This window comes from uncultured Stenotrophomonas sp., from assembly GCF_963519925.1.
In the GTDB taxonomy this organism is placed as follows: Bacteria; Pseudomonadota; Gammaproteobacteria; order Xanthomonadales; family Xanthomonadaceae; genus Stenotrophomonas; species Stenotrophomonas maltophilia_AE.
In genome coordinates, this window is the sequence record NZ_CAUQPH010000019.1 from 1 (window position 1) to 22091 (window position 22091).

21 protein-coding genes are annotated in these 22091 nt (G+C 65.6%); 9 read left to right on the forward strand and 12 right to left on the reverse strand.

Going from position 1 to position 22091, the window contains the following annotated elements; all coding sequences use genetic code 11:
• Positions 1-210: 210 nt before the first annotated feature.
• The 6 genes from RWO33_RS05870 to RWO33_RS05895 form a co-directional block, all read right to left on the reverse strand.
• Positions 211-807 (reverse strand): hypothetical protein, encoded by a 597-nt coding sequence (locus RWO33_RS05870; protein WP_314103132.1) that lies wholly within the window; start codon positions 805-807, stop codon positions 211-213.
• Entirely contained in the window at positions 804-1196 is a 393-nt protein-coding gene (locus tag RWO33_RS05875) for a GtrA family protein (RefSeq protein WP_145481464.1), read from the reverse strand. The genes RWO33_RS05870 and RWO33_RS05875 overlap by 4 nt, the downstream gene beginning before the upstream one ends.
• The gene (locus tag RWO33_RS05880; protein ID WP_314103137.1) at positions 1180-2142 is read right to left on the reverse strand and encodes a glycosyltransferase; all 963 of its coding nucleotides are present in this window, start codon (positions 2140-2142) and stop codon (positions 1180-1182) included. Before RWO33_RS05880 ends, RWO33_RS05875 begins: the two co-directional genes overlap by 17 nt.
• Complete coding sequence (locus RWO33_RS05885) at positions 2135-3349, reverse strand: hypothetical protein (RefSeq protein ID WP_314103141.1); 1215 nt, start codon at positions 3347-3349, stop codon at positions 2135-2137. Before RWO33_RS05885 ends, RWO33_RS05880 begins: the two co-directional genes overlap by 8 nt.
• Positions 3327-3713 (reverse strand): hypothetical protein, encoded by a 387-nt coding sequence (locus tag RWO33_RS05890; RefSeq protein WP_314103143.1) that lies wholly within the window; start codon positions 3711-3713, stop codon positions 3327-3329. The genes RWO33_RS05885 and RWO33_RS05890 overlap by 23 nt, the downstream gene beginning before the upstream one ends.
• A gap of 384 nt (positions 3714-4097) precedes the next feature.
• Positions 4098-4649 carry a hypothetical protein gene (locus tag RWO33_RS05895; protein WP_314103145.1) on the reverse strand — a complete coding sequence of 184 codons (552 nt, stop codon included), beginning with the start codon at positions 4647-4649 and terminating at the stop codon, positions 4098-4100.
• Positions 4650-5177: 528 nt separating this feature from the next.
• Between RWO33_RS05895 and RWO33_RS05900 the strand changes: the two genes are divergently transcribed.
• Positions 5178-7997, forward strand: coding sequence for a rhamnan synthesis F family protein (locus RWO33_RS05900; protein WP_314103147.1), 2820 nt, complete (start codon positions 5178-5180; stop codon positions 7995-7997).
• A gap of 145 nt (positions 7998-8142) precedes the next feature.
• Positions 8143-10197 (forward strand): glycoside hydrolase family 99-like domain-containing protein, encoded by a 2055-nt coding sequence (locus RWO33_RS05905; protein WP_314103149.1) that lies wholly within the window; start codon positions 8143-8145, stop codon positions 10195-10197.
• A 39-nt stretch (positions 10198-10236) separates the two neighbouring features.
• On the opposite strand, the gene RWO33_RS05910 is transcribed toward RWO33_RS05905, so the two are convergent.
• The 6 genes from RWO33_RS05910 to rfbB all read right to left on the reverse strand — a co-directional run bounded on the left by RWO33_RS05910 (position 10237) and on the right by rfbB (position 15085).
• Positions 10237-10863, reverse strand: coding sequence for a CoA transferase subunit B (locus tag RWO33_RS05910; RefSeq protein ID WP_314103150.1), 627 nt, complete (start codon positions 10861-10863; stop codon positions 10237-10239).
• A gap of 1 nt (position 10864) precedes the next feature.
• Entirely contained in the window at positions 10865-11599 is a 735-nt protein-coding gene (locus tag RWO33_RS05915; protein ID WP_093536194.1) for a CoA transferase subunit A, read from the reverse strand.
• 76 nt (positions 11600-11675) lie between these two features.
• A complete protein-coding gene (gene rfbD, locus RWO33_RS05920; RefSeq protein ID WP_314103153.1) occupies positions 11676-12575 on the reverse strand; it encodes a dTDP-4-dehydrorhamnose reductase in 900 nt (299 codons plus the stop codon).
• Positions 12572-13129 (reverse strand): dTDP-4-dehydrorhamnose 3,5-epimerase, encoded by a 558-nt coding sequence (gene rfbC / locus RWO33_RS05925; protein ID WP_314103155.1) that lies wholly within the window; start codon positions 13127-13129, stop codon positions 12572-12574. Before rfbC ends, rfbD begins: the two co-directional genes overlap by 4 nt.
• Complete coding sequence (rfbA, locus tag RWO33_RS05930) at positions 13126-14013, reverse strand: glucose-1-phosphate thymidylyltransferase RfbA (protein ID WP_314103157.1); 888 nt, start codon at positions 14011-14013, stop codon at positions 13126-13128. The genes rfbC and rfbA overlap by 4 nt, the downstream gene beginning before the upstream one ends.
• A 16-nt stretch (positions 14014-14029) precedes the next feature.
• The gene (gene rfbB, locus RWO33_RS05935; RefSeq protein ID WP_314103159.1) at positions 14030-15085 is read right to left on the reverse strand and encodes a dTDP-glucose 4,6-dehydratase; all 1056 of its coding nucleotides are present in this window, start codon (positions 15083-15085) and stop codon (positions 14030-14032) included.
• 261 nt (positions 15086-15346) lie between these two features.
• Between rfbB and RWO33_RS05940 the strand changes: the two genes are divergently transcribed.
• From RWO33_RS05940 to RWO33_RS05970, 7 genes are all read left to right on the forward strand, one after another.
• Positions 15347-16093, forward strand: a complete 747-nt coding sequence (locus RWO33_RS05940; protein ID WP_145481450.1) for an electron transfer flavoprotein subunit beta/FixA family protein — start codon at positions 15347-15349, stop codon at positions 16091-16093.
• The gene (locus tag RWO33_RS05945; RefSeq protein ID WP_314103163.1) at positions 16093-17031 is read left to right on the forward strand and encodes an electron transfer flavoprotein subunit alpha/FixB family protein; all 939 of its coding nucleotides are present in this window, start codon (positions 16093-16095) and stop codon (positions 17029-17031) included. The genes RWO33_RS05940 and RWO33_RS05945 overlap by 1 nt, the downstream gene beginning before the upstream one ends.
• A gap of 150 nt (positions 17032-17181) precedes the next feature.
• The gene (locus RWO33_RS05950) at positions 17182-18540 is read left to right on the forward strand and encodes a phosphomannomutase (protein ID WP_314103166.1); all 1359 of its coding nucleotides are present in this window, start codon (positions 17182-17184) and stop codon (positions 18538-18540) included.
• 15 nt (positions 18541-18555) lie between these two features.
• A complete protein-coding gene (locus RWO33_RS05955; RefSeq protein ID WP_314103167.1) occupies positions 18556-19959 on the forward strand; it encodes a mannose-1-phosphate guanylyltransferase/mannose-6-phosphate isomerase in 1404 nt (467 codons plus the stop codon).
• Between the two features lie 75 nt (positions 19960-20034).
• Complete coding sequence (locus tag RWO33_RS05960) at positions 20035-20709, forward strand: NAD-dependent epimerase/dehydratase family protein (protein ID WP_314103169.1); 675 nt, start codon at positions 20035-20037, stop codon at positions 20707-20709.
• Positions 20702-21652 (forward strand): glycosyltransferase family 2 protein, encoded by a 951-nt coding sequence (locus RWO33_RS05965; RefSeq protein ID WP_314103171.1) that lies wholly within the window; start codon positions 20702-20704, stop codon positions 21650-21652. Before RWO33_RS05960 ends, RWO33_RS05965 begins: the two co-directional genes overlap by 8 nt.
• On the forward strand, positions 21649-22077 hold the full coding sequence (locus tag RWO33_RS05970) for a GtrA family protein (RefSeq protein WP_314103173.1): 429 nt from the start codon (positions 21649-21651) through the stop codon (positions 22075-22077). The genes RWO33_RS05965 and RWO33_RS05970 overlap by 4 nt, the downstream gene beginning before the upstream one ends.
• Positions 22078-22091 lie beyond the last annotated feature (14 nt).

The window sequence follows — 22091 nt, forward strand, 5'->3', positions numbered from 1 at the left end:
GCCGTCTGTTAGACGGCTGCTTCTATCCTGGTAGAGCCGTCTGTTAGACGGCTGCTTCTATCCTGGTAGAGCCGTCTGTTAGACGGCTGCCTTCTGCGCGAAGAGCAGCGGACTAACAGTCCGCTCTACCCGTACGCTCTACCCCGTCCGCTCTACCTGACCTCGATACCCGTCCGCTCTACAACAGCGTTGATTCTTCAGCCGTAGGCGTCACCGACACTGGTAGGTGACGTCCTGGCGGCTGTGGCGGAAGGGGTCGGTCAGGTCGTCGGAGTATCTGCCCAGCAGCAGACGCTGCTTTGGCAGGAAATGCTGGCGGTAGAAGCGGCTCAGCGAGGCAACGCGACGGCCCTTGTCGGTGAGCAGTACACAACCGTTCTGGATCTGGATCGTGCCGGAGCTCTCCTGCTCGGTCAGGCGCACGTCCACCAGCCGGTGTTCCACCATGTATTCCTTGGTGAATACGTCCTGGAAGGCGTCCTGGCGGATGCCACCGCCGCGCTGGTCGAGTTTTTCCAGGATGTAGAAAGACAGCGAACGGTCGATCACCGTCGGCACCGAGATCGCGAATGCGTAGCCGCCCAGCAGCCATACCAGCGCCAGCAGCACCCGCTCGGCGGGCGTGAACGCGCGGAACGGCGCCGCCAGCAGGAGCAGGCCAGTCACCACCGCGGCCAGCAGGGCGTCGCCGATGGCCGCGTAGAACACCACGTCCACGGTGAAAAAGCGCACGTGCAGGAAGTGGATGCCGAGCAGCAGGCCGATGTAGACCAGGGTCAGCAGCCCGGCCTTGAGGAGGGTTGTCATGGCTTGAACACCAACAGGCGGTTGCCCAGGAACGAAAGGATGAACTGCACGATGCTGATCAGGACGAAGCCGACCCGGTAGTCGAAGTGCAGCAGGTCCGACCATACCGCCATCAGCCCGCCATTCACCAGCGCAATGCCCGCGTACAGCAGCACGAACCGCCACAGCTGGCCGCTGGCGCGGGCCTGGGTGGCGGCGAACACGAAGTAGCGGTTGCCCAGGAACGAGACGCCGATGGCCACGGCGGCGGCGAGCAGGTTGGCCACGCCCTTGGACGGCACGCGTACCACCTCCACCAGCAGGCTCAGCACGGCGAAGTGCACCGCGGTCGCTACCAACCCGTTGATGACGTAACGCAGCAGCTGGCGCAGGTCAGCGCGGCGTTGCATCCGCCGTCACCTCGATCACCCCGGCCAGGTAGTCCCGGTAAGCACCCGGCTTCTGGATGGTGCCGCGCACGATGCCACTGAGCATCAGCGTCATCAGGGTGAGCGTGCCGGTCTGCAGGAACACCAGGAACAGCACGCCCAAGGCCATCGAGAACCAGCCCGGGGTGGCGTAGCCGGCCAGCTTGAGCAGGGTGGCCACCACCGCCAGCACGATCGAGGCCGAGGACACCAGCACGCACATCAGGCCGACCCGCACCAGCACGTCCTCGGCAAATACCATCAGCGCGCGGAACCCATGCAGGGTGAGCCCGACGAAGTTCATCTTGCTCTGCCCGGCGTAACGCGGTCCCCGGTCGATCGGGCACACCGCCAGGCGCAGCTTGCTGGCGATCAGCCCGGCCGCCACGTGGGTCCACACTTCATGCATGGCATTGAGGCGATGCAGCGCACTGACCTTGATCGCCATGAAGTTGCCGAAGCTGATGGTGCGCCCGGTAAGCAGCTGGAAAATGAACTTGTAGACCACGTAGAACGCGCGGAATCGCAGGGTTTCCACCCGGCTGCGGCGGCGCGCCACGGCCACATCGACATTCTCGTCGCGGGCGGCGGCCAGCAGCTCGGCGATGGTTTCCGGCAGGTCCTCGCCGTCCGAATCCATCACCACCACGCGCTGCGCGTCGGGCAGGTTTTCTTCCACGTAGCCCAGCCCGACCGCGATGGCCTTCTGGTGGCCGACATTGCGCCGCAGCTTCAGCACCACGCCGTTGACGCCGGACCCGGACAGCTGGAACGGCTGCACCGGTTCGCGGATCGAGCCGTCATCCACCGCCACCACGAACACGCGGTCGCCGTACAGGCGCGCCAGCTCGGTGAACAACCGGGTGGAGGCAACGTGGTCCTCGTAAACCGGGGTGACCACCACGAAGGATTCGTTGGGCTCAAGCATTCCGTTCTCCTGCACGCTGGCGCGGGGCCGTCTGTTTCCACTGGTCCAGCAGCACCAGAACGCCGTACATCAACAGCAACTGTACCGGCAGCGCCACGCGCTTGGCACTGGTGGCCAGGTGCCAGGCCAGATCGTGCGGGGTGCTCAGGTACACGGCGAACAGCACGCCGAAGTACGCCACTGCAACCAGCAGCGCGGCGCGGGCAGCGGACACGCGCCAGGTGCGCGCCCACAGTACCAGCAGCAGCACCAGCGGCACCCACACGGCACTGCGCAGCAGGGCCTTCAGGATCAGCACGGTGGGGGCCAGGTCGGGCAGGCGCGCCAGCAGCTGCCCCTTCAGGTCGCTTTGCGCCAGGTCGTTGCCCAGGTTGGCGCCGGCCACTGCCAGCTTCCACGCCAGCAGTGGCAGCATCGACACGGCGAAGGCGGCCAGCAGGCCCCAAGGCATGCGGCGCTCGCGCAGCAGCAACGTGCCGGTTGCGACCACGGCCACCAGAATGGCCAGCACCGCGCCTTCGTTCTTGATCAGGGTCAGCACCGCCGACAGGGCCGCGTAGGCTGCAAGGTTGAACCAGCCCCCCGCGGCGTTGTCAGTACGCGGCTGGATCGCCATGGCCAGGGCAGCGACCGCATAGACCGCCAGGAACGCATCCATGTAGCCGTCCACCAGGTAGCGCCCGCCCACTTCCAGCACCGCCACCGCGAACAGGCCCGCCGCCCACCAGGTGCGCAGGGTGCGTGCGATCAGCAGCAGCGGCGGCAGCAGCAGGAGCGTGGCTGCGGCCTTGGGGAAGATCTCATTCCAGTGGCCGACCACCTTGGCCGCGGTGGCCGACCAAAGCGGCATCAGCGAGGGGTAGTCGTTGTGGCTGAAGATGGCATAGCCATCCAACTGGGCGTACAGCGAGTTTTCCAGATAGATGCGCTTGGCGTGCAGCATCCAGATCGAGCGCGGGTCCCACTCGTCGGTGGGGCTTCCCAGCGCGAGCACCAGCAGCACGGCGACAATGCCCAGCATCCAGGCGGCGCGGCCGTCGCGCAGGGCCAGCAGTGACCACAGCGCACAGATGAGCACCGCAATGAAGGCCAGCTGCGCAGGCAGCCCTACCCAGCCAAACGCGGCGAAGGCATAACAGAGCAGCACGCCGGCCAGCATGCCCAGCGCGGCGCGGGCGCCACCGTCAGTGGCAGTCAACGAGAACAATGCGCTCACTCCTTGCGATTTCGGTGCAATCGGGCTGCTGCGGACCCGGGGTGCGCCAGAGCATCAGGCCCTTGTCGGCCCAATGAACGCGGCGGGGGTACAGCCCGTCCCACAGGCGCTCGCGCACCAGCGGGTCTTCCCACAGGCCCGGCGCCAACGCGACCGGCACGCTGGGGTCGCCGTGGCGGGAAAGCAGCGCGCGGGCCTCGACGACCTCCGGCGGTACCGACTCCTCCCACCCGGCACCGGCATCAAACGCCTGCCGTAGCAGGGCACTGTCGAACTGGACATCCTTGGCGATGCCGCGCAGCCCCACAAGCAGCGCTGCCCCGATCAGCAGGCCGACCAGCCAGCGGTGCAGCACGGAGGGGGTTCCCTTCCCGGGTGTGATCACAGCAGCCTTCCAGGTCCAGACAAGCCGGAAATTCTAGCATTGCACCCGACACTGCCCAGGACGGGGCACCGGTAGGGTCGGTCCCCAGACGACCGCACGGAAACCCCTCAACGCCCGGTAACGCATGACTCCGAATCGAAAAGGCTCGCCCTACGTCCGACGGGCACATGATGGTGATTTGCATCCGGCCGTGTACCCCATATCGAACATTCTCGAACGGAAAGTCCAAGTTTGTTCGCTCTTGCGTGCAACGCGCGGATCAAAAGGTGATCTTCGACTCGGCGCTCGCGCGCCATCCCATGTGATGCAGCGGGAAGCCCAAGTCGAACTTCCCGCCGCTTGCGACCAACCCCGCTACTGCCAGATGTGCCCCAGAAGTCCCAGGAATACAGCCCGCTTTCCTTCGCAGTTGGCATCCGTGGTGTCGAAGTTGTCTCCCCAACGACCGGATGGGAGCCCTCCAACCCGCATGCAGCGGTACAGCGGAACGGTACCTGGTAGGGGCGTTGCCGCTATGTGGCCTGTGATCGGAATTTGCGGCATCGGCAGGTGCCCTTCGCAGGACGGATCAATTGAAGTGAATCGGTCGCTGTAGTCGCTTGCCCTGCACCCGAACAACGGCCGACTGCCTGGGAAGGCGGTGAATGAGATGAAGCCAAGCACCCCTTCGCGCTTGCCCGGATGCGTCTGGTGCGGGGCAGCGGGCCGAACCGAGAACGTTACCTCGCGCCCGATCCAACGCTCAAGCTCTACGAGTTGAGCCTCGGGGGGCACAGAAGCCACGAAGACGTCGGCTGATTGCGTCCTTGCCTCGACAGTTCCAATAAATAACGAGTCCTGCGCAGACGCCGCGTTGCCGGACACCATCGCGATTGCCGACGAAAGAACTACCGCAATATTTTTCACTCTGGCTCACCTCATTGTCTGCTGCGCCAATTGCGCGGGCAGATTCTAGTGAGCATAAACAGATCGAAACTGAGATCATCATAGCCATTCGCTTCTCAATAAAAACATTCGATGATCACGGCATCATTGATTGAGCTTTCGAATGTTCTTCTGCCCCTTCGCGGGCAATGGTTTCGCCAGACCTGTCACGCGACCTGAAGGGTAAGTACGCGACGCAATGAGGTGCTTGCGTGCTTCCATGGGACTGTACGGAGCTGTTCCCATGCCTCGCGCGGAACCGCCTGATTGGTGCCGTTTCCGTCACCTGACCTTCCGGCGTTGTCAGCGCGATATCGATCGATAGCGCTCAATTCGTGGCCGCCAATCCCACTCGTGGCAGCTTTATGCCACGAGGGTTCCAGGCCTCACGCGAGCCGATCACGACAAATCTACTTCTTGAGCCGACGGAGGCGCAGGCGCCCACGGAGGGGTATCGCAGTTGTACCGTCTCGCGCTTCGCCGGATATGGCGTGGATGGAGAGCCTGGCGATGAGCCTTCGCCGTTACGTGGGCGCTGCTCGGCGCTCGATTTCCCGCCATGGCGGCGGCACTGCTGGACTGAGGTCCGTAGTGATGCGTGCATTCCGGGTCGTCAGGGCCATGGGCATCGGCGGCCTCATCGGCCGCTTGCGTTCCGCCAGCCAGGTGCACACTCCGGTGGCCGATCCCTTCGATGCACCGGCGTTGCCGGAGCCTGTACCTCTAAGCGCATTCAACCTGCGGGTTGGTGTCATGGCGCACATCTACTATGGCGACCTGATCGAGGAGTTCGTCGCAACGCTGGCGCTGGTTCCCGTCCCCTTCACCCTGCTGGTATCGGTGGTGGACACGGAGACTGGAGGCTTGGCGCGACGCAGGTTCGCCGCGCTGCCGAACGTTTCCCGCCTGGTAGTGAAGCGCGTCGAGAACCGAGGGCGCGATATCGCCCCCCTGCTGGTCTCGTTCCATGACGAGGTCCTCGCACTGGACCTGGTCGGCCATGTACACAGCAAGAAGTCGCTCTACACCGGCAGTGAGCAGGGCGACTGGCGTCGCTACCTGCTGCAAAGCCTGTTCGGCTCCTCCGAACGGCTGGCGTGGGTCCTCGGTATGTTCCAGGCGGATGCAAAGCTGGGGATGGTGTATCCGGAGAGCTATGCAGGCATCCCGTCATGGGGTCACACCCTGCTCAGCAACGCCGATGTCTGCGAAGCACTCGCCCGCCGCCTGGGGATTGAGGTGGATCGGCAGCGCTACCTCGACTTCCCTGCAGGCTCCATGTTCTGGGCGCGCGTTTCCGTTCTCCGCCCGCTGTATGACCTGCGCCTGCGGCTGGACGACTTCCCGTCGGAACAGGGCCAGATCGACGGCACGCTGCACCATGCTGTCGAGCGCCTGCTGGGTGTCGTTACCCGCCACCAGGGGTATCGACTGGGAGTCCTTCCAAAAGATGGTCGCCTGGCGCTGCCGGTCGAGGGAGAGCGCAATGCAGCGTCCGCCTTGGACCTCAATGTCTTCGAACGGCTGCAGATGGCCGCGCTGGACGCAAAGCAGGTAACCGTGGACGTGTTCGATACACTGGTTACCCGCGCCTTCCTGACCCCCGCCGCCGCGCGCGAGCACCTTGGGTGGCGGCTGTACCGACGCTTCGGTATCGAGCGCTTTGCCGAACTGCGCGACGAGGCCGAGTTCACTTTGCGGGCACGACTCGACCGTGACCCCACACTTTCCGAGATCCATGACCTGCTGGCGCAGCAGATAGGACACGCCGATCTGGACGCGGCGTCGCTCGCGGATCTTGAGCGAGCACACGAGCGCGCCCTGCTGCATACGCGGGAAGGCGTGCTCGCCGCGCTGCGTCGCCTGAAAGTACAGCCATTGACTGCATTTTCAGACATGTACCTGCCCCGCAGCGACATGGAAACGGTCTTGCCTCCGGCCGTGGTCCGCGACATCGGCAGCTGGCGGATATCCTGCGAGACGGGATGCCGGAAGGACAGTATTGCGACCTGGACACAGGCCGCGCGTGAAGCGGGCGCTGCACACCGTCGCTGGCTGCATGTAGGCGACAACGAGCACTCCGACGTCCAGCTGCCTCAGCAGGCAGGCCTTCTCACGCCGACGCACGTACTGCGTCCTTCGGCCTTGTTGGATATCGCGCCCGGGCTGCGGGTGCTGCGTCATCCGCGGGGCACGCGTGCAGCCTGGCCGGAACAACTCTGGCGCGGGCTGCTCGCCAACCGGTTTGCGGCGATTGTCGATGAAACGCCCAGGCATCTACTGGGTTCGCCAATACTGGATGCCCCAACGCTGGGCTATGTGGTGCTTGGACCGCTGGTGCTGGACTTCCTGCTGGCGGCGATCGATACGGCGCGTGAGAAGGGTGTAGCTACGCTGTTGTTCCTGAGTCGTGAAGGGCATCTGCTGCATCAGGGTTTCGCTCGGCTGCAGCCTTACCACGCCGCAGCAAGGGCCATGTCTGGACGCTACTTCCTTGCGTCACGTCGGGCCACCCTGCTCCCGTCGTTGTACAACAGAGAGGATCTTTCGCGGGTGACCCAGGGAACCTTCAATGGAACATTCGAGACACTGCTCGGGGCACGATTGGGCGAGGAAGCCACGAACGCGGTGCGTTTCCATGGGCCAGAGCGCATGACCCAACATGTGTTTCTCCCGGAGATGTCCGACGAAGTTACGCGCTGGCTGGTGCCTGCACTGCCTACGTTGTTGACGCTGGCGCAGGTGCAGCGCGAGGCCTACAGGGCCTACCACCACGGCTGCGTGGGCGATTCCAGCACAATGTTTGTTGACGTTGGCTATGCGGGCACCATCCAGCGCAACCTCGAGCGGGTGCTGGGCACCCCACAGGGAGGTTATTACATGGCCCTGCGAGACCATGCCGTCGCGCTGTCCGACCACGGATGGGCAGGCGCGCGATATGTCGATGGTCGCGACCGTGAAGATGAACCCGAATCAAGCATCCTGGCCAACGACCTGTTGTTGGAATCGCTCCTGGGCGCCCCTCAAGGGCAGTTCCTGGGCTTTGACTGCAGCGGCACGCTGCAGCCGCACTTCGGTCCGGTCGAGCTGTCCAGCGAGGGCATCAAGGTTCTGGCCCAGGTCCATGCAGGCGCACTGGAATTCATCGACCATGCCTGCGCTGCGATTGGCGAAGACATTGCCGAATTGAAGCTCGATCCCACCGGCGTGCAGATTCCACTCCACTGCACAGGCAGCGGGCGATGGGACGCGAGTGCTTCACTTGCCCACCTGTGCACCGAAGACGCCTTTACCGGGCGCGGCAGGGTGTCCGCGAGCAGACCGGGTTAGGTCCTTTTTACGGTCAGGTCCCGGGTCAAGGGCGACCCGGCCGCAGGTTGCCGACGTACGTTCAAACCCCGAGAATGGGCTATTAACGACACGTCGGAACCACCATGCCTGCTGCTGCGCCCGCTCCGAACGGGGTCCGCCGTCCATGACCACCCTCAAGGGCCGCCTGCGCGCAGCGGTTTATCTGGCGCTGCGTACCGGCTTCCGGGCGCTGCCCCTTTCCGACGGGCAACGCGACCGGCTCCGGGCACGCTTCCTGGACAAGCATGGCGACTGGGTACCGCCGCCGGCTCGCGGACGCGTGGAAGGCGACCTCTCCGGGGCCGCCCGCCGCCCGCTGGTGCGCGCCGACGAAGCGGCCATCGGCCACGTGCCGTACCGCAGCGAAGCGCTACCGGAGACGCTGCCGGCCACCCTGGTGGCGTTCTACCTGCCGCAGTTCCACCCGTTTCCGCAGAACGATGCCTGGTGGGGCAAGGGCTTCACCGAATGGCGCAACGTGGCCCGCGCCCTGCCCCAGTTCGAGGGCCACGTGCAGCCGCGGCTGCCGGCCGACCTGGGTTTCTATGACCTGCGCAATCCGCAGGTGATGCGCGACCAGGCGAGCTTGGCGCGCGAGTACGGCGTTGGCGCGTTCTGCTTCTACTACTACTGGTTCAGCGGCACCACGCTGATGGAAGACCCGCTGCGCCAGTGGCTGGCCGATGACAGCATCGAGATGCCGTTCTGCCTGTGCTGGGCCAACGAGAACTGGGCGCGGCGCTGGGATGGGCGCAACGACGACATCCTGATCGCGCAGCAGCACAGCGCCGAGGACGACCTGGCGTTCATTGCCCATGTCGCCGATTACCTGCGCGACCGGCGTGCGCTCAAGGTCGATGGCAAGCCCATGCTGCTGGTCTATCGCCCGCACCTGTTCCCGGATGCGCGCGCCACCGCGCAGCGCTGGCGGCAGTGGTGCCGCGAGCACGACATCGGCGAGATCCACCTGGCCTATGTGCAGGGCTTCGAGCGGCCCGACCCACGCGACATCGGCTTCGATGCCGCGGTGGAGTTCCCGCCGAACATGAGCAATCCGCGCGCGCTGACCGCCGACCAGTATTTGATCAATCCCGACTTCGCAGGTGACGTGCGCGACTGGCGCGAGCTGGCCAGCGAAATGGCCGCGCGCCCGCTGCCAGACTATCCGCTTTACCCGGGAGTCAATCCGGGCTGGGACAACGAGGCGCGGCGGTCCGGGAAGGGCCGCGTGTTCCTGCATGCTTCACCGCGCGGCTACCGCGACTGGCTGTCGACCACGATCCACCAGCGCCTGTCCGCGGTGCCTGCGGCCGACCGGCTGGTCTTCATCAACGCGTGGAACGAGTGGGCTGAAGGCGCGGTGCTGGAACCGGACATGCGGCTGGGACATGCGTGGCTGGAAGCGACCCGGCAGGCCCTGCGGGCCCCGACCGCGCATGCCGCGCCGGCGCGGCCGTGCGTGGTGATCCATGCGTGGTACCTGGAAGAACTGGGGGAACTGCTGACGCATGTGCGCGGCAGTGGACTGGAATGCAGGCTTGTCATCACCACGGCGGCCGAGCATCGCGATCGCGTGCAGGGGCTGCTGCAGGCGGCGCAGCTGGACGCCGAGGTGATGGTGTTCGCCAACCATGGCCGCGACCTGCTGCCGTTCCTGCAGGTGGCCAACCTGCTGCTGGACCAGGGCGAAGACGTGGTGCTCAAGCTGCACACCAAACGCTCGGTGCACATGCAGCAGGGTGCGCAATGGCGCCAGGACATGCTGCAGCAGCTGCTGGACGATGGCCATGGCGCGCAGGCGGTAAGACGCTTCGCCGAGGAGCGCACGCTGGGAATGCTGGCACCCGCCGGGCACCTGCTGGCGGTGCGCGATTACCCGGGCGCCAACGACGAGATGCTGGCGCGGCTGGCCGTGCGGCTTGGCCTGCGCGCCGACGTGCTGGCCGCCCACTTCAGTGCGGGCACCATGTGCTGGCTGCGCTTGGCGGCCCTGCGGCCGCTGCTCGATGCCCACCTGTCGCCGGGCGCGTTCGAGCCGGAGCAGGGTCAGATCGACGGCACGCTCGCGCATGCGCTGGAACGTGCGCTGGGCGCGGTGTGCGTGGATGCCGGATACACGGTGGACACCCTGGGCAACGCCGCAGGCGGTGCCGCCTACTCGTACGCCAAACGCAGCTGATCCACACGCCGGTTGGCGTGTGGAAGACTACGGCGGTAGTCAGCTGAAGGCGACGCCGGTTTTTTGCGCCAGCTCGTCCTTTTCCACGCCGGGCGCGGCTTCCACCAGCTTCAGCCCGGCCTCGGTGACATCGAACACCGCCAGGTCGGTGATGATCCGATCCACCACGCCCACGCCGGTCAGCGGCAATGTGCATTCGGGCAGGATCTTGTGCTCACCGTTCTTGGCGGTGTGCTCCATCAGCACCACCACGCGCTGCACGCCGGCCACCAGGTCCATCGCCCCGCCCATGCCCTTGACCATCTTGCCGGGCACCATCCAGTTGGCCAGGTCGCCCTTGTCGGTGACCTGCATCGCGCCAAGGATGGCCAGGTTCACGTGGCCGCCGCGGATCATGGCGAAGCTGTCGTGGCTGCCGAAGTAGCTGGCGCCCGCACGTGCGGTGACGGTCTGCTTGCCGGCGTTGATCAGGTCCGCATCAACTTCGGCCTCGGTCGGGAACGGGCCGATGCCGAGCAGGCCGTTCTCGGACTGCAGCCACACATCCACGCCTTCGGGAATGTGGTTGGCCACCAACGTTGGCAGGCCGATGCCCAGGTTCACGTACGCACCGTCGGTGAGCTCGCGGGCGGCGCGCTGCGCCATTTCATCGCGGGTCCATGCCATCTCAGTTGCCCTCCGCACGCACGGTGCGCTGTTCGATCCGCTTCTCGGGAGTGGGGTTGTGCACGATGCGGTGCACGTAGATGCCCGGCAGGTGGACCTGGTCCGGGTCAATGCTGCCCACCGGCACCACCTCTTCCACTTCCACTACGCACAGCCTGCCGGCCATCGCGCAGGCCGGGTTGAAGTTGCGCGCGGTCTTGCGGAACACCAGGTTGCCGGCCTCGTCGGCCTTCCACGCCTTGACCAGCGCCACGTCCGCGCGCAGCGCGGTTTCCATCACGTAGTGCTTGCCGTCGAATTCGCGGGTTTCCTTGCCCTCGGCCACCACCGTGCCGTAGCCGGTGGCGGTGAAGAAGGCCGGGATGCCGGCGCCGCCGGCGCGCAGGCGTTCGGCCAGGGTGCCCTGCGGGTTGAACTCCAGCTCCAGCTCACCGGCCAGGTACTGTCGTTCGAATTCCTTGTTCTCGCCCACGTAGGACGAGATCATCTTTTTGATCTGGCGGGTTTCCAGCAGCTGGCCCAGGCCGAAACCGTCCACGCCGGCATTGTTGGAGATCACCGTAAGGCCCTTGACCCCGGTGTCGCGCAGCGCGGCGATCAACGCCTCGGGGATGCCACACAGGCCGAACCCACCGACCGCCAGGGTCTGGCCATCGGCCACCGCGCCCTGCAGCGCCTCGGCGGCGCTGGCGTAGCGCTTGCCGCGCCGGCCGCCGTTGTCTGGGGACTTGCTCATCTACGCCCTCACCTCGTTGATGTAAGGGCTTAGTGTAGCGGCTGGCCGGGTTCTTCCCTGTCGCGGTGCAGCGCGTTCAGCGCGCGGGCAGCCTGGCCATGACCTGCGCGAGCCCTTCCTGCCAGCTGGGCAGGCGGACACCGAAATCGGTCTGCAGCCGCGATACGTCCAGGTGCGAGTACGCCGGTCGGCGCGCAGGCGTGGGGTAGTCGGCGGTGGTGATCGCTTCAACGCGCGGGGCACGTTCCAGCACGCCCCGCGCGACGGCGGCGGCGAAGATCGCCTCGGCAAAGCCGTGCCAGCTGGTTTCGCCGGTCGCGGTCAGGTGCCACGTGCCCGAGAGAGTGCCGGGATGCCGCAGTGCCTGCGCGGTGACATCGGCGATCAGCGCGGCCGGCGTGGGGGTGCCGATCTGGTCGTCGACCACGCGCAGCACGTCGCGCTCGGCGCCAACGCGCAGCATCGTGCGCAGGAAATTGGCGCTGTGCTCGGCGTACACCCAGGCCGTACGGAAAATCAGGTGGCGACCGCCGGCAGCGCGGATCGCGTCTTCACCGTCGCGCTTGGTTGTTCCGTACACGCCGAGCGGCGCGGTGGGGGCGTCTTCGCGATAGGGCACGCGCGATTGGCCATCGAACACGTAATCGGTGGAGTAATGAACGAACGGCACCGCGTGGCGCGCACACCAGCGCGCGATTTCCCGCGGCGCGTCGACATTGGCGCGCCGGGCGGCATCCGGCTCCTGCTCGGCGCGATCGACCTGGGTGTAGGCCGCGGCATTCACCACCACCGAGGGCTGCAGGCGGTCCAGCAACGCCGGCAGCGCGGCCGGCTGGTCGAAGTCGGCGGTTTCGCACGCGCTGCCGTCGGCAAGACGACCACTGCGCGTGGCGGCGACCACGGGGCCGTGCGCGCCGAGTGCGCGCAGCAGCTCCTGCCCGAGCTGACCGTTGCCGCCGAACAGCAATGCACTCATGGAACGTAGACCGGCAGCCGCTCCTGCGGGATGTCCTTCAGGAACGGCGCCTGCTCATCCTTGCCCGACAGCGACGGCGCGCTGATCGGCCAGTCCACGGCAAGCTCGGCGTCGTTCCAGCGGATCGCCGCGTCGGCTTCCTTTACGTAGACGTCCGTGCACAGGTAGCTGAACAACGCGGTGTCCGACAACACGGCGAAGCCATGCGCGAACCCTGGCGGAATCCACAGCTGGCGCCGGTTTTCGCCGCTGAGGATGAACGCCTCCCAGCGACCGAAGGTGGGCGACCCTTGGCGGATGTCGACCGCCACGTCGTATACCTCGCCCTGCAATACAGTGACCAGCTTTCCCTGCGGACGCGGCCACTGGTAGTGCAGGCCGCGCAGCACGCCACGCGCCGAACTGGAGACATTGCTCTGCACGAAACCAGTCGGCAGATCATGCTCGGCGTAGCGCTCGGCATTCCACGTTTCGAAGAAGAAGCCGCGCTCATCGCCAAACACGGTTGGCTCGATCAGCACACAGCCTGGCAGCGAAGACGGAATTACCTTCACGGCACCACGCCCCGCTGCAGCAGCTTCTGCAGGTACTGGCCGTACCCGTTCTTGATCAGTGGCGCAGCCAGCGCCTCAAGCTGGGCGCTGTCGATCCAGCCACGACCAAACGCGATTTCCTCGGGACAGCAGACCTGCAGGCCCTGGCGGGTCTGGATGGTTTCGATGAAGTTCGAGGCCTCGAGCAGTGACTGGTGGGTACCGGTATCGAGCCACGCGAATCCGCGACCCAACGCTTCCAGATGCAGCTGCCCGTCGCGAAGGTAGCGCTGGTTGAGGTCGGTGATTTCCAGTTCGCCACGCGGCGACGGCTTGAGCTCGGACGCGTAGTCGCTGGCATTGCCATCGTAGAAGTACAGGCCGGTAACGGCGTAGTTCGAGCGCGGCTTTTCGGGCTTTTCGACCAGGTCCACCACTTTGCCCTGCTTGTCGAATTCGGCGACGCCATAGCGCTCCGGATCATTGACCCAGTAACCGAAGACCGTCGCGCCGGTTTCCCGCTCGTCGGCGCTGCGCAGCACCTCGCCAAGGCCGTGGCCGTGGAAAATGTTGTCGCCCAGCACCAGGCAGCTCGGCTTGCCACCGATGAAATCGCGACCGATCAGGTAGGCCTGGGCCAGTCCGTCCGGGCTCGGCTGCACCGCATACTCGATGTTCATGCCCCACTGCGAGCCATCGCCCAGCAGCGCCTGGAACAGGGCCTGTTCGTGCGGCGTGTTGATGATCAACACCTCGCTGATGCCGGCCAGCATCAGCACGCTGAGCGGGTAGTAGATCATCGGCTTGTCGTACACCGGCAGCAGCTGCTTGCTGACGCCCTTGGTGATCGGGTACAGGCGCGTGCCCGAACCGCCGGCGAGAATGATGCCTTTACGCTGTGTCATGTCTGGTCTTCCTGGTTCAGGCCGCGGTGCCGATGCGCTGCAGGCGGTAGCTCCCGTCCAGGACACCATTCACCCATTCCTGGTTGTCGAGATACCAGTACACGGTGAAGGCGATGCCCTGGTCGAAGGTGTGCTCCGGCTCCCAGCCCAGCTGTTCCTTCAGCTTGGACGCATCGATCGCGTAGCGGCGGTCGTGGCCCGGGCGGTCGGCCACGTAGGTGATCTGGCTGCTGCGCGGCTGTCCGTCTTCGCGTGGACGACGCGCATCCAGCAGCGCGCAGATAGCGTGCACCACTTCGATGTTCTCCTTTTCGGAGTTGCCGCCCACGTTGTAGGTCTCGCCCACCTGGCCCTTGGCCAGCACGGTGCGGATCGCTTCGCAGTGGTCGGACACGAACAGCCAGTCGCGCACCTGCCGGCCATCGCCGTAGACCGGCAGCGGCTCGCCGGCCAGCGCCTTGGCGATCACCAGCGGGATGAGCTTTTCCGGGAAGTGGTACGGGCCATAGTTGTTCGAGCAGTTGGTGGTCAGCACCGGCAGCCCGTAGGTATGGTGGAACGCGCGCACCAGATGGTCCGATGCCGCCTTGGACGCCGAGTACGGCGAGTTGGGCGCATACGGAGTGGTTTCGCTGAACTTGCCGGTCTCCCCCAGGGTGCCGTACACCTCGTCGGTGGACACGTGCAGGAAGCGGAACGCGGCGCCCTTGTCGGCCGGCAGGGCCTTCCAGTAGTCGCGCACCGCCTCGAGCAGGCCCAGCGTGCCTACGACATTGGTCTGGATGAACGCGCCAGGGCCATCGATGGAACGGTCCACGTGGCTTTCGGCGGCGAAGTTCAGCACCGCGTCTGGCTGGTGCTCACCCAGCAGGCGGGCCACCAGCTCGCGATCACCGATGTCGCCGTGCACGAATACGTGGTCCGGGTTGCCCTCCAGCGGGGCAAGGGTTTTCAGGTTGCCTGCATACGTCAGCGCGTCGAGATTGATGACGCGCACGCCCCTGGCGACCGCTTCGAGGACAAAGTTACCGCCAATGAATCCGGCTCCGCCGGTGACAAGCCATGTGGGCACTACCCGTTCTCCTGATGGTGGTTCGTCTGGTCGCCGTCTCCGGCGCCCCTGACACAGCGCAACAGGATACATGGCGGCCGTCTTCACGACTGCCAGCCGGGCGTGAACAAACCGGCCGGACGGCTCTTTCATGGCGCACTGCAACATAACCATACGCATTCGCATGGTGCTCGCAAGCCAGTTAGAATCGCGGTCCCACCCCCGAACCGGTTGCCGTTCCGGAAACCGGACGTTCCCCGTTATTCAAGGATTCCGCACCAGATGAAAATCCTCGTCGCGTACAAGCGCGTGGTGGACTACAACGTCCGCATTCAGGTCAAGCCGGACGGGTCCGGCGTGGTCACCGACGGCGTCAAGCTGTCCCCCAACCCCTTCGACGAAATCGCGCTGGAAGAAGCCCTGCGCCTGCGCGACAAGGGCATCGCCACCGAGGTCGTGGTGGCCACCATCGCCCCGGCCGACGCCCAGGCGCACCTGCGCAACGGCCTGGCCATGGGCGCCAATCGCGCCATCCATGTAGTCACCGACCAGGCCATCCAGCCGCTGACCGCCGCGCGCACCCTGCTCAAGCTGGTCGAGAAGGAGCAGCCGGACCTGGTCATCCTGGGCAAGCAGGCCATCGACGACGACGCCAACCAGACCGGCCAGATGCTGGCCACGCTGTGGGGCCGCCCGCAGGCGACCTTCGCCAGCAAGCTGGAGATTGCCGATGGCAAGGCCACGGTGACCCGCGAGGTCGACGCCGGCCTGGAAACGCTGGAGGTGGACCTGCCGGCCGTGGTCACCACCGACCTGCGCCTGAACGAGCCGCGTTTCATCAAGCTGCCCGACATCATGAAGGCCAAGGCCAAGCCGCTGGAGACCCTGCAGCTGGCCGACCTCGGCGTTGAAGCCGCCGATACCTTCACGACCACCCACTATGCGGCGCCGTCCAAGCGCAGCAAGGGCGTGATGGTCAAGGACGCGGCCGAACTGGTCGCCGCACTCAAGCAGAAGGGGTTGCTGTAATGACCAAGATCCTCGTTGTTGCCGAGCACCACGACGGCAAGATCAACGCCGCCACCGCCAAGACCGTCAGCGCGGCCGCCGCCATCAGCGGCGCGAGCATCGACGTGCTGGTGCTGGCTGCGGACCCGGCGGCCGTGGCCGCCCAGGCCGCCGAACTGGCCGGCGTAGCCAAGGTCCTGACCGTGGCCAACGCCGCCAACGCCCAGGCGCTGGCGCAGGTGCTGGCCCCGCAGGTCGCGCAGCTGGCCAAGGGCTACACCCACGTGTTCGGCCCCTCGACCACCTTCGGCAAGGATCTGATGCCGTGCGTGGCGGCCCTGCTCGGGGTCAACCAGGTCTCTGACCTGATGAGCGTTGAAGGCAGCCACAGCTTCAAGCGCCCGATCTACGCCGGCAATGCCATCATCACCGTCGACGTCCCGGCCGACCAGATCGTGGTCGCCACCGTGCGTGCGGCTTCCTGGCCGGAAGCAGCCAAGGGCGGTAGTGCCCCGGTCGAAGCCGCCAGCGTGGACGCTGCCCTGCCCGCGCACACCCGCTTCGTCGGCTTGGCCGCCGGTGCCACCGACCGCCCGGACCTGCAGAGCGCCAAGCGCGTGGTGTCCGGTGGTCGTGGCGTCGGTTCGGAAGAGAACTTCAGGGTGATCTTCCAGCTGGCCGACAAGCTCGGCGCCGCCGTGGGCGCTTCGCGTGCGGCGGTGGACGCCGGCTACGTGCCCAGCGACCTGCAGGTGGGCCAGACCGGCAAGATCATCGCGCCGGAGCTGTACGTGGCGGTGGGTATCAGCGGTGCCATCCAGCACCTGACCGGGATCAAGGACGCCGGCACCATCGTGGCGATCAACAAGGACCCGGATTCGCCCATTTTTGAAATTGCCGATATCGGGCTGGTGGGCGATCTGTTCACCCTGTTGCCGGAACTGGAAGCCGCGCTGTAAATTGCGCGTGAAGACAAAGGCCGCGTAACCGGTGGTTGCGCGGCCTTTGTTACTGGTTGGGCCCGGATGGCCCATTTTGGCCGCAAACGCTGCGCGTTCCCCGGAACGCTGTCGCTATAATCGGCGGTCAACCCTGTAAGGACTGCATTGATGACGCTCCCCTGTTTCAAGGCATACGACATCCGCGGCCGCGTTCCGGAAGAACTGGACGCCGCCCTGGCCGAGCGCATTGGCGCCGGCACCGCGTCCCTGCTGGGGCCCGGCCCGGTCGTGCTGGGACGCGATATCCGCCTGAGCAGCCCAGAGCTGCAGGCCGCACTGGAAAAGGGGTTCACCGCCTCCGGCCGCGACGTGATCGATATTGGCCTGTGCGGCACCGAGGAGGTTTACTTCCAGACCTTCCACCGCCAAGCCGCCGGTGGCGTGATGGTGACCGCCAGCCATAATCCGATGGGCTACAACGGCATGAAGCTGGTGCGCGAGCATGCGCGCCCGATCAGTGGCGATACCGGCCTGTTCGATGTCCGCGACTACGCCGCCGGCACTGCCGCGCTGCCTTCGGGCACCGGCCAGGTGCGCAGCGATACCGACAAGACCGCCTACATCCAGCACCTGCTGGGCTATGTGGACGTTGCCCAGCTGAAGCCGCTGAAGATCGTGGTCAACGCCGGCAACGGCGGCGCCGGCCTGGTGATCGACGAGCTGGCCCCGCACCTGCCGTTCGAGTTCGTCCGCATCCAGCATGAGCCCGATGGTTCCTTCCCCAACGGCATCCCCAATCCGCTGCTGCCGGAAAACCGCGCAGCCACCGCCGATGCGGTGCGCGCCCACGGCGCCGACTTCGGCATCGCCTGGGACGGCGATTTCGACCGCTGCTTCTTCTTCGACAGCCACGGCGAATTCATCGAAGGCTATTATCTGGTCGGCCTGCTCGCGGTGGCCCTGCTCAAGCGCAGCCCCGGCGGCAAGGTCATCCATGACCCGCGTTTGACCTGGAACACCGTGGAAATGGTGGAACAGGCCGGTGGCGTGCCGATCATGAGCAAGACCGGCCACGCCTTCATCAAGGAGCGCATGCGCGCCGAAGATGCCATCTATGGCGGCGAGATGAGCGCGCACCATTATTTCCGCGACTTCGCCTACTGCGATTCGGGCATGATTCCGTGGCTGCTGATCGCCGAACTGGTTTCGCAGACCGGTACCTCGCTGGGCGACCTGGTGGCCGACCGCATGCAGGCCTTCCCGTGCAGCGGCGAAATCAACTTCCGCGTCGACGACGCCAAGGCCACCGTGGCCCGCGTGCTGGCGCACTACGCCGACCAGTCGCCGCAGCTGGACCACACCGACGGCGTGAGCGTGGAGTTCGACCGCTGGCGCTTCAACCTGCGCAGCTCCAACACCGAGCCGCTGCTCCGGCTGAATGTCGAAACCCGTGGCGATGCCGCCCTGTTGCGCGCCCGCACCGAAGAGCTGACCGCCCTGATCGGCGGCCAGGCTCCCCAACACTGATTCAGGACGATCTCCATGTTGCCCATTCTCCCCGTCATCCTTTCCGGTGGTTCCGGCACCCGCTTGTGGCCGCTGTCGCGCGAAGCGTACCCCAAGCAGTTTTTGCCGCTCGTGGGCGATGTCACCATGCTCCAGGCCACCTGGAACCGGGTTGCGGCCATCGCGGGCAAGGCGCCGATCGTGGTGGCCAACCAAGAGCACCGCTTCATGGCCGCCGAGCAGCTGCGCGAGTGCAATGTCACCCCGCAGGCGCTGATCCTGGAACCGATCGGCCGTAATACCGCGCCAGCCATCGCCATTGCCGCGCTGCAGGCGCTGGCCGCCGGTGAAGACGCCTTGCTGCTGGTACTCCCATCCGATCACGTGGTCCGTAACGACGCGGCCTTCCACGCTGCGGTCAAGCAGGCGGCTGCCGCAGCGGACGCAGGCAAGCTGGTGACCTTCGGCATCGTGCCGACCGCACCGGAAACCGGCTACGGCTACATCAAGGCCCAGGCCGGCACCGGCGTGCATGCGGTCGACCGCTTCGTGGAGAAGCCCGACCTGGCCACCGCCCAGCAGTACGTCGCCTCTGGCGAGTACTACTGGAACAGCGGCATGTTCCTGTTCAAGGCTTCGCGTTACCTGCAGGAGCTGGAAGCCCTGCAGCCGGCGATCCTGGCCGCCTGCCGCGCCGCGCTGGACAAGGCGTCGCGCGACAGCGACTTCATCCGCCTGGACGCCGACGCGTTCGCCGCCAGCCCGAACGACTCCATCGACTACGCGGTGATGGAAAAGACCGCCGACGCCGCCGTGGTTCCGCTGGATGCCGGCTGGAACGACGTGGGCTCGTGGTCGGCGCTCTGGGAAGTGTCGGACAAGGACGCGGACGGCAATGCCTGCCACGGCGACGTGATCGCGCTGGACTGCCGCAACAGCTACGCCTACGGCACCCGCCTGATCGCGATGGTGGGCCTGGAAGACGTGGTGGTGGTGGAGACCGACGATGCGGTCTTCGTCGGCCACAAGGACCGCGTGCAGGACGTCAAGGATATCGTCGGCCAGATCAAGCGCGATGGCCGCAGCGAAGCCGCTGCGCACCGCAAGGTCTATCGTCCGTGGGGTGCCTACGATTCCATCGACAACGGCGCGCGTTTCCAGGTCAAACGCATCACGGTGAAACCCGGTGCGACCCTGAGCCTGCAGATGCACCATCATCGTGCCGAGCACTGGATCGTGGTGAGCGGCACGGCCGAGGTGACCCGTGGCGAGGACGTGATCCTGCTCACTGAGAACCAGAGCACCTATATCCCGCTGGGCGTGACCCATAGGCTCAAGAATCCGGGAAAGCTGCCGCTGGAGCTGATCGAGGTGCAGTCGGGCAGCTATCTGGGCGAGGATGACATCGTGCGTTTTGAAGACCAGTACGGGCGCAGTTGAGTGACCGCCCCGGCATCACTTCCCAGCCAAGCCGGCTCGCCGTCCGCGCCCCCTGCAATCATTGGGCGCGGCCTGTTGGCGCGCGCATTCGATGCGGCACAGATTGCCGGGCTTGGCGCGACGGTGTTCGCCTCGGGCGTTTCGAACTCGCAAGCGTCCGATCCGGCCGAGTTCCAGCGAGAGGCTGACATGCTGGCCGAAGCGCTGCAGCAGTGCCGGGGGCGTTTTGTGTACTTCAGCACGTGCAGCGTCACCGACGACGACCGTGCGGCAACGCCGTACGCGGTGCACAAACGAAAGATGGAAGCGCTTATCCAGGCGCGCGGCAACCATCTCATCCTTCGCCTGCCACAGGTGGTCGGCAACACCGACAACCCGCACACCCTGGTCAACCACCTCGTCGCGCATATCCGCGGCGGGGTACCGCTGCAGATATGGTCGCACGCGGTTCGTTGCCTGATCGACGTGGACCATATCGCCGCTATCGCCATGCACCTTCTCCAGCACGGGCTGGAGCCGGACCGTACGCTCGATCTCGCGCCACCGGAAAGCATGACCCTGCAGGAGCTGCTGCCCCTGGTCGAACAGACCCTGGGCCTGGCTGCCGTGTATTCGCTGGTGGATCGCGGTGGCGGCGCCACGCCGGACTCAACGATTTTCTGCACCTATGCACCGCCGGCCGGCGTGGATGCCTCGCCCGGTTACACCCGCCGCCTGCTGCACAAGTATTACGGAGCTGCACATGATTGATGTGTCGGTGGTGATTCCGGTCTACGGAAGCGCCCCCATTCTGCCCCGACTGGCCGAGCGCCTCGAACAGGCGCTCGACGCACTGGGCCGTCCCTATGAGGTCGTCCTGGTCTACGATTGCAGCCCCGACGATTCCTGGAAGGTCATCGCCGCGCTGTGTGCGACCCGTCCGTGGCTGAAGGGCGTGCGCCTGCGCAAGAACGCCGGCCAGCACAATGCGATCATGGCGGGGCTCGGAGTCGCAAAGGGGCGCTACATCGTTACGATGGATGACGACCTGCAGCACTCTCCGGATGATATTGCACGTATCGTGAAGATCCTCGATGAAGGCGCGGATGTCTGCTATGTGCAGTTCAAGCGCCGGCGGCACGTACTCTGGAAACGACTGGGCAGCCGTTTCAACGACCAGGTAGCGTCGTGGCTGCTACGCAAGCCGAAGGGTCTGTATCTGTCGCCATTCCGTGGCTTCATCCGCGACATCCGGGATGAGATGCTCCGCTACGAAGGTCCGTTCGTCTATCTGGACGGGCTGATCGTCCAGAGCACCTCCAACATCGAGACGCTACAGGCCGAGCACCATGATCGCGATGACGGGAAGTCAGGCTACAGCCTGTCCAAGTCCATCTCGTTGTGGATGCAGATGGCCACCAGCTTTTCGATCAAGCCGCTGCGCGTGGCGTCGCTGACCGGCATTGTGGCCTCCGGTTTCGGCTTCGTTGCCGCGGCAGTGCTGGTGGTGCAGAAGATCATCTGGCCACAGACGGCCGTTGGCTGGACCTCGCTGATCGTCGCCGTGCTGATCATGGGCGGCATCCAGCTGCTGGCTTTGGGGGTGGTGGGCGAGTACGTCGGGCGGGTCCTGCTCAACGTCAGCAATCGACCGCAGTACGTACGTGGCACCGTGCTCAATGATGGTCGGGACGGCGAAGAGACGAACGGATGATGCAGGTCGACCGCTCGCTGGTACTGAAGTTTCTACGCTTCTGCGTTGTAGGTGGGCTCAGCACCGCGGCCTTCAGCCTCCTGACCTGGCTGGCTGTCAGCCGGTTGGGCATGGACCCGACCTGGGCCACGGTCGCGTGCTACCTGGTTTTGGTACCCCCAAATTTCGTTGCGCACCGAAGCTTCACCTTTGTGTCGCAGGGGCACATCAGTCGCGAAGGCCTTCGGTTCGTGTGCCTCCATGCGTTCAACCTGACACTGTCCACGCTCGGGATGAAGTTCATCACCGATGTGCTGGGCCAGGACTACCGCTGGGGAATCGCTTTCTCGGCGGTAATCGTTCCGGTGATTGTCTTCATCGTAATGAACTATTGGGTGTTTCGCCCGCATCGGGCCGACGACCCCACAGCGCCGCCCTCGCATTGAACCTGCCGATTGCA

Coding starts and splice junctions, on each gene's coding strand:
- RWO33_RS05870 (WP_314103132.1), bottom strand. CDS start 807: ATGACAACCCTCCTCAAGGCCGGGCTGCTGACCCTGGTCTACATCGGC.
- RWO33_RS05875 (WP_145481464.1), bottom strand. CDS start 1,196: ATGCAACGCCGCGCTGACCTGCGCCAGCTGCTGCGTTACGTCATCAAC.
- RWO33_RS05880 (WP_314103137.1), bottom strand. CDS start 2,142: ATGCTTGAGCCCAACGAATCCTTCGTGGTGGTCACCCCGGTTTACGAG.
- RWO33_RS05900 (WP_314103147.1), top strand. CDS start 5,178: ATGAGCCTTCGCCGTTACGTGGGCGCTGCTCGGCGCTCGATTTCCCGC.
- RWO33_RS05905 (WP_314103149.1), top strand. CDS start 8,143: ATGACCACCCTCAAGGGCCGCCTGCGCGCAGCGGTTTATCTGGCGCTG.
- RWO33_RS05910 (WP_314103150.1), bottom strand. CDS start 10,863: ATGGCATGGACCCGCGATGAAATGGCGCAGCGCGCCGCCCGCGAGCTC.
- RWO33_RS05915 (WP_093536194.1), bottom strand. CDS start 11,599: ATGAGCAAGTCCCCAGACAACGGCGGCCGGCGCGGCAAGCGCTACGCC.
- rfbD (WP_314103153.1), bottom strand. CDS start 12,575: ATGAGTGCATTGCTGTTCGGCGGCAACGGTCAGCTCGGGCAGGAGCTG.
- rfbA (WP_314103157.1), bottom strand. CDS start 14,013: ATGACACAGCGTAAAGGCATCATTCTCGCCGGCGGTTCGGGCACGCGC.
- RWO33_RS05940 (WP_145481450.1), top strand. CDS start 15,347: ATGAAAATCCTCGTCGCGTACAAGCGCGTGGTGGACTACAACGTCCGC.
- RWO33_RS05945 (WP_314103163.1), top strand. CDS start 16,093: ATGACCAAGATCCTCGTTGTTGCCGAGCACCACGACGGCAAGATCAAC.
- RWO33_RS05950 (WP_314103166.1), top strand. CDS start 17,182: ATGACGCTCCCCTGTTTCAAGGCATACGACATCCGCGGCCGCGTTCCG.
- RWO33_RS05955 (WP_314103167.1), top strand. CDS start 18,556: ATGTTGCCCATTCTCCCCGTCATCCTTTCCGGTGGTTCCGGCACCCGC.
- RWO33_RS05965 (WP_314103171.1), top strand. CDS start 20,702: ATGATTGATGTGTCGGTGGTGATTCCGGTCTACGGAAGCGCCCCCATT.
- RWO33_RS05970 (WP_314103173.1), top strand. CDS start 21,649: ATGATGCAGGTCGACCGCTCGCTGGTACTGAAGTTTCTACGCTTCTGC.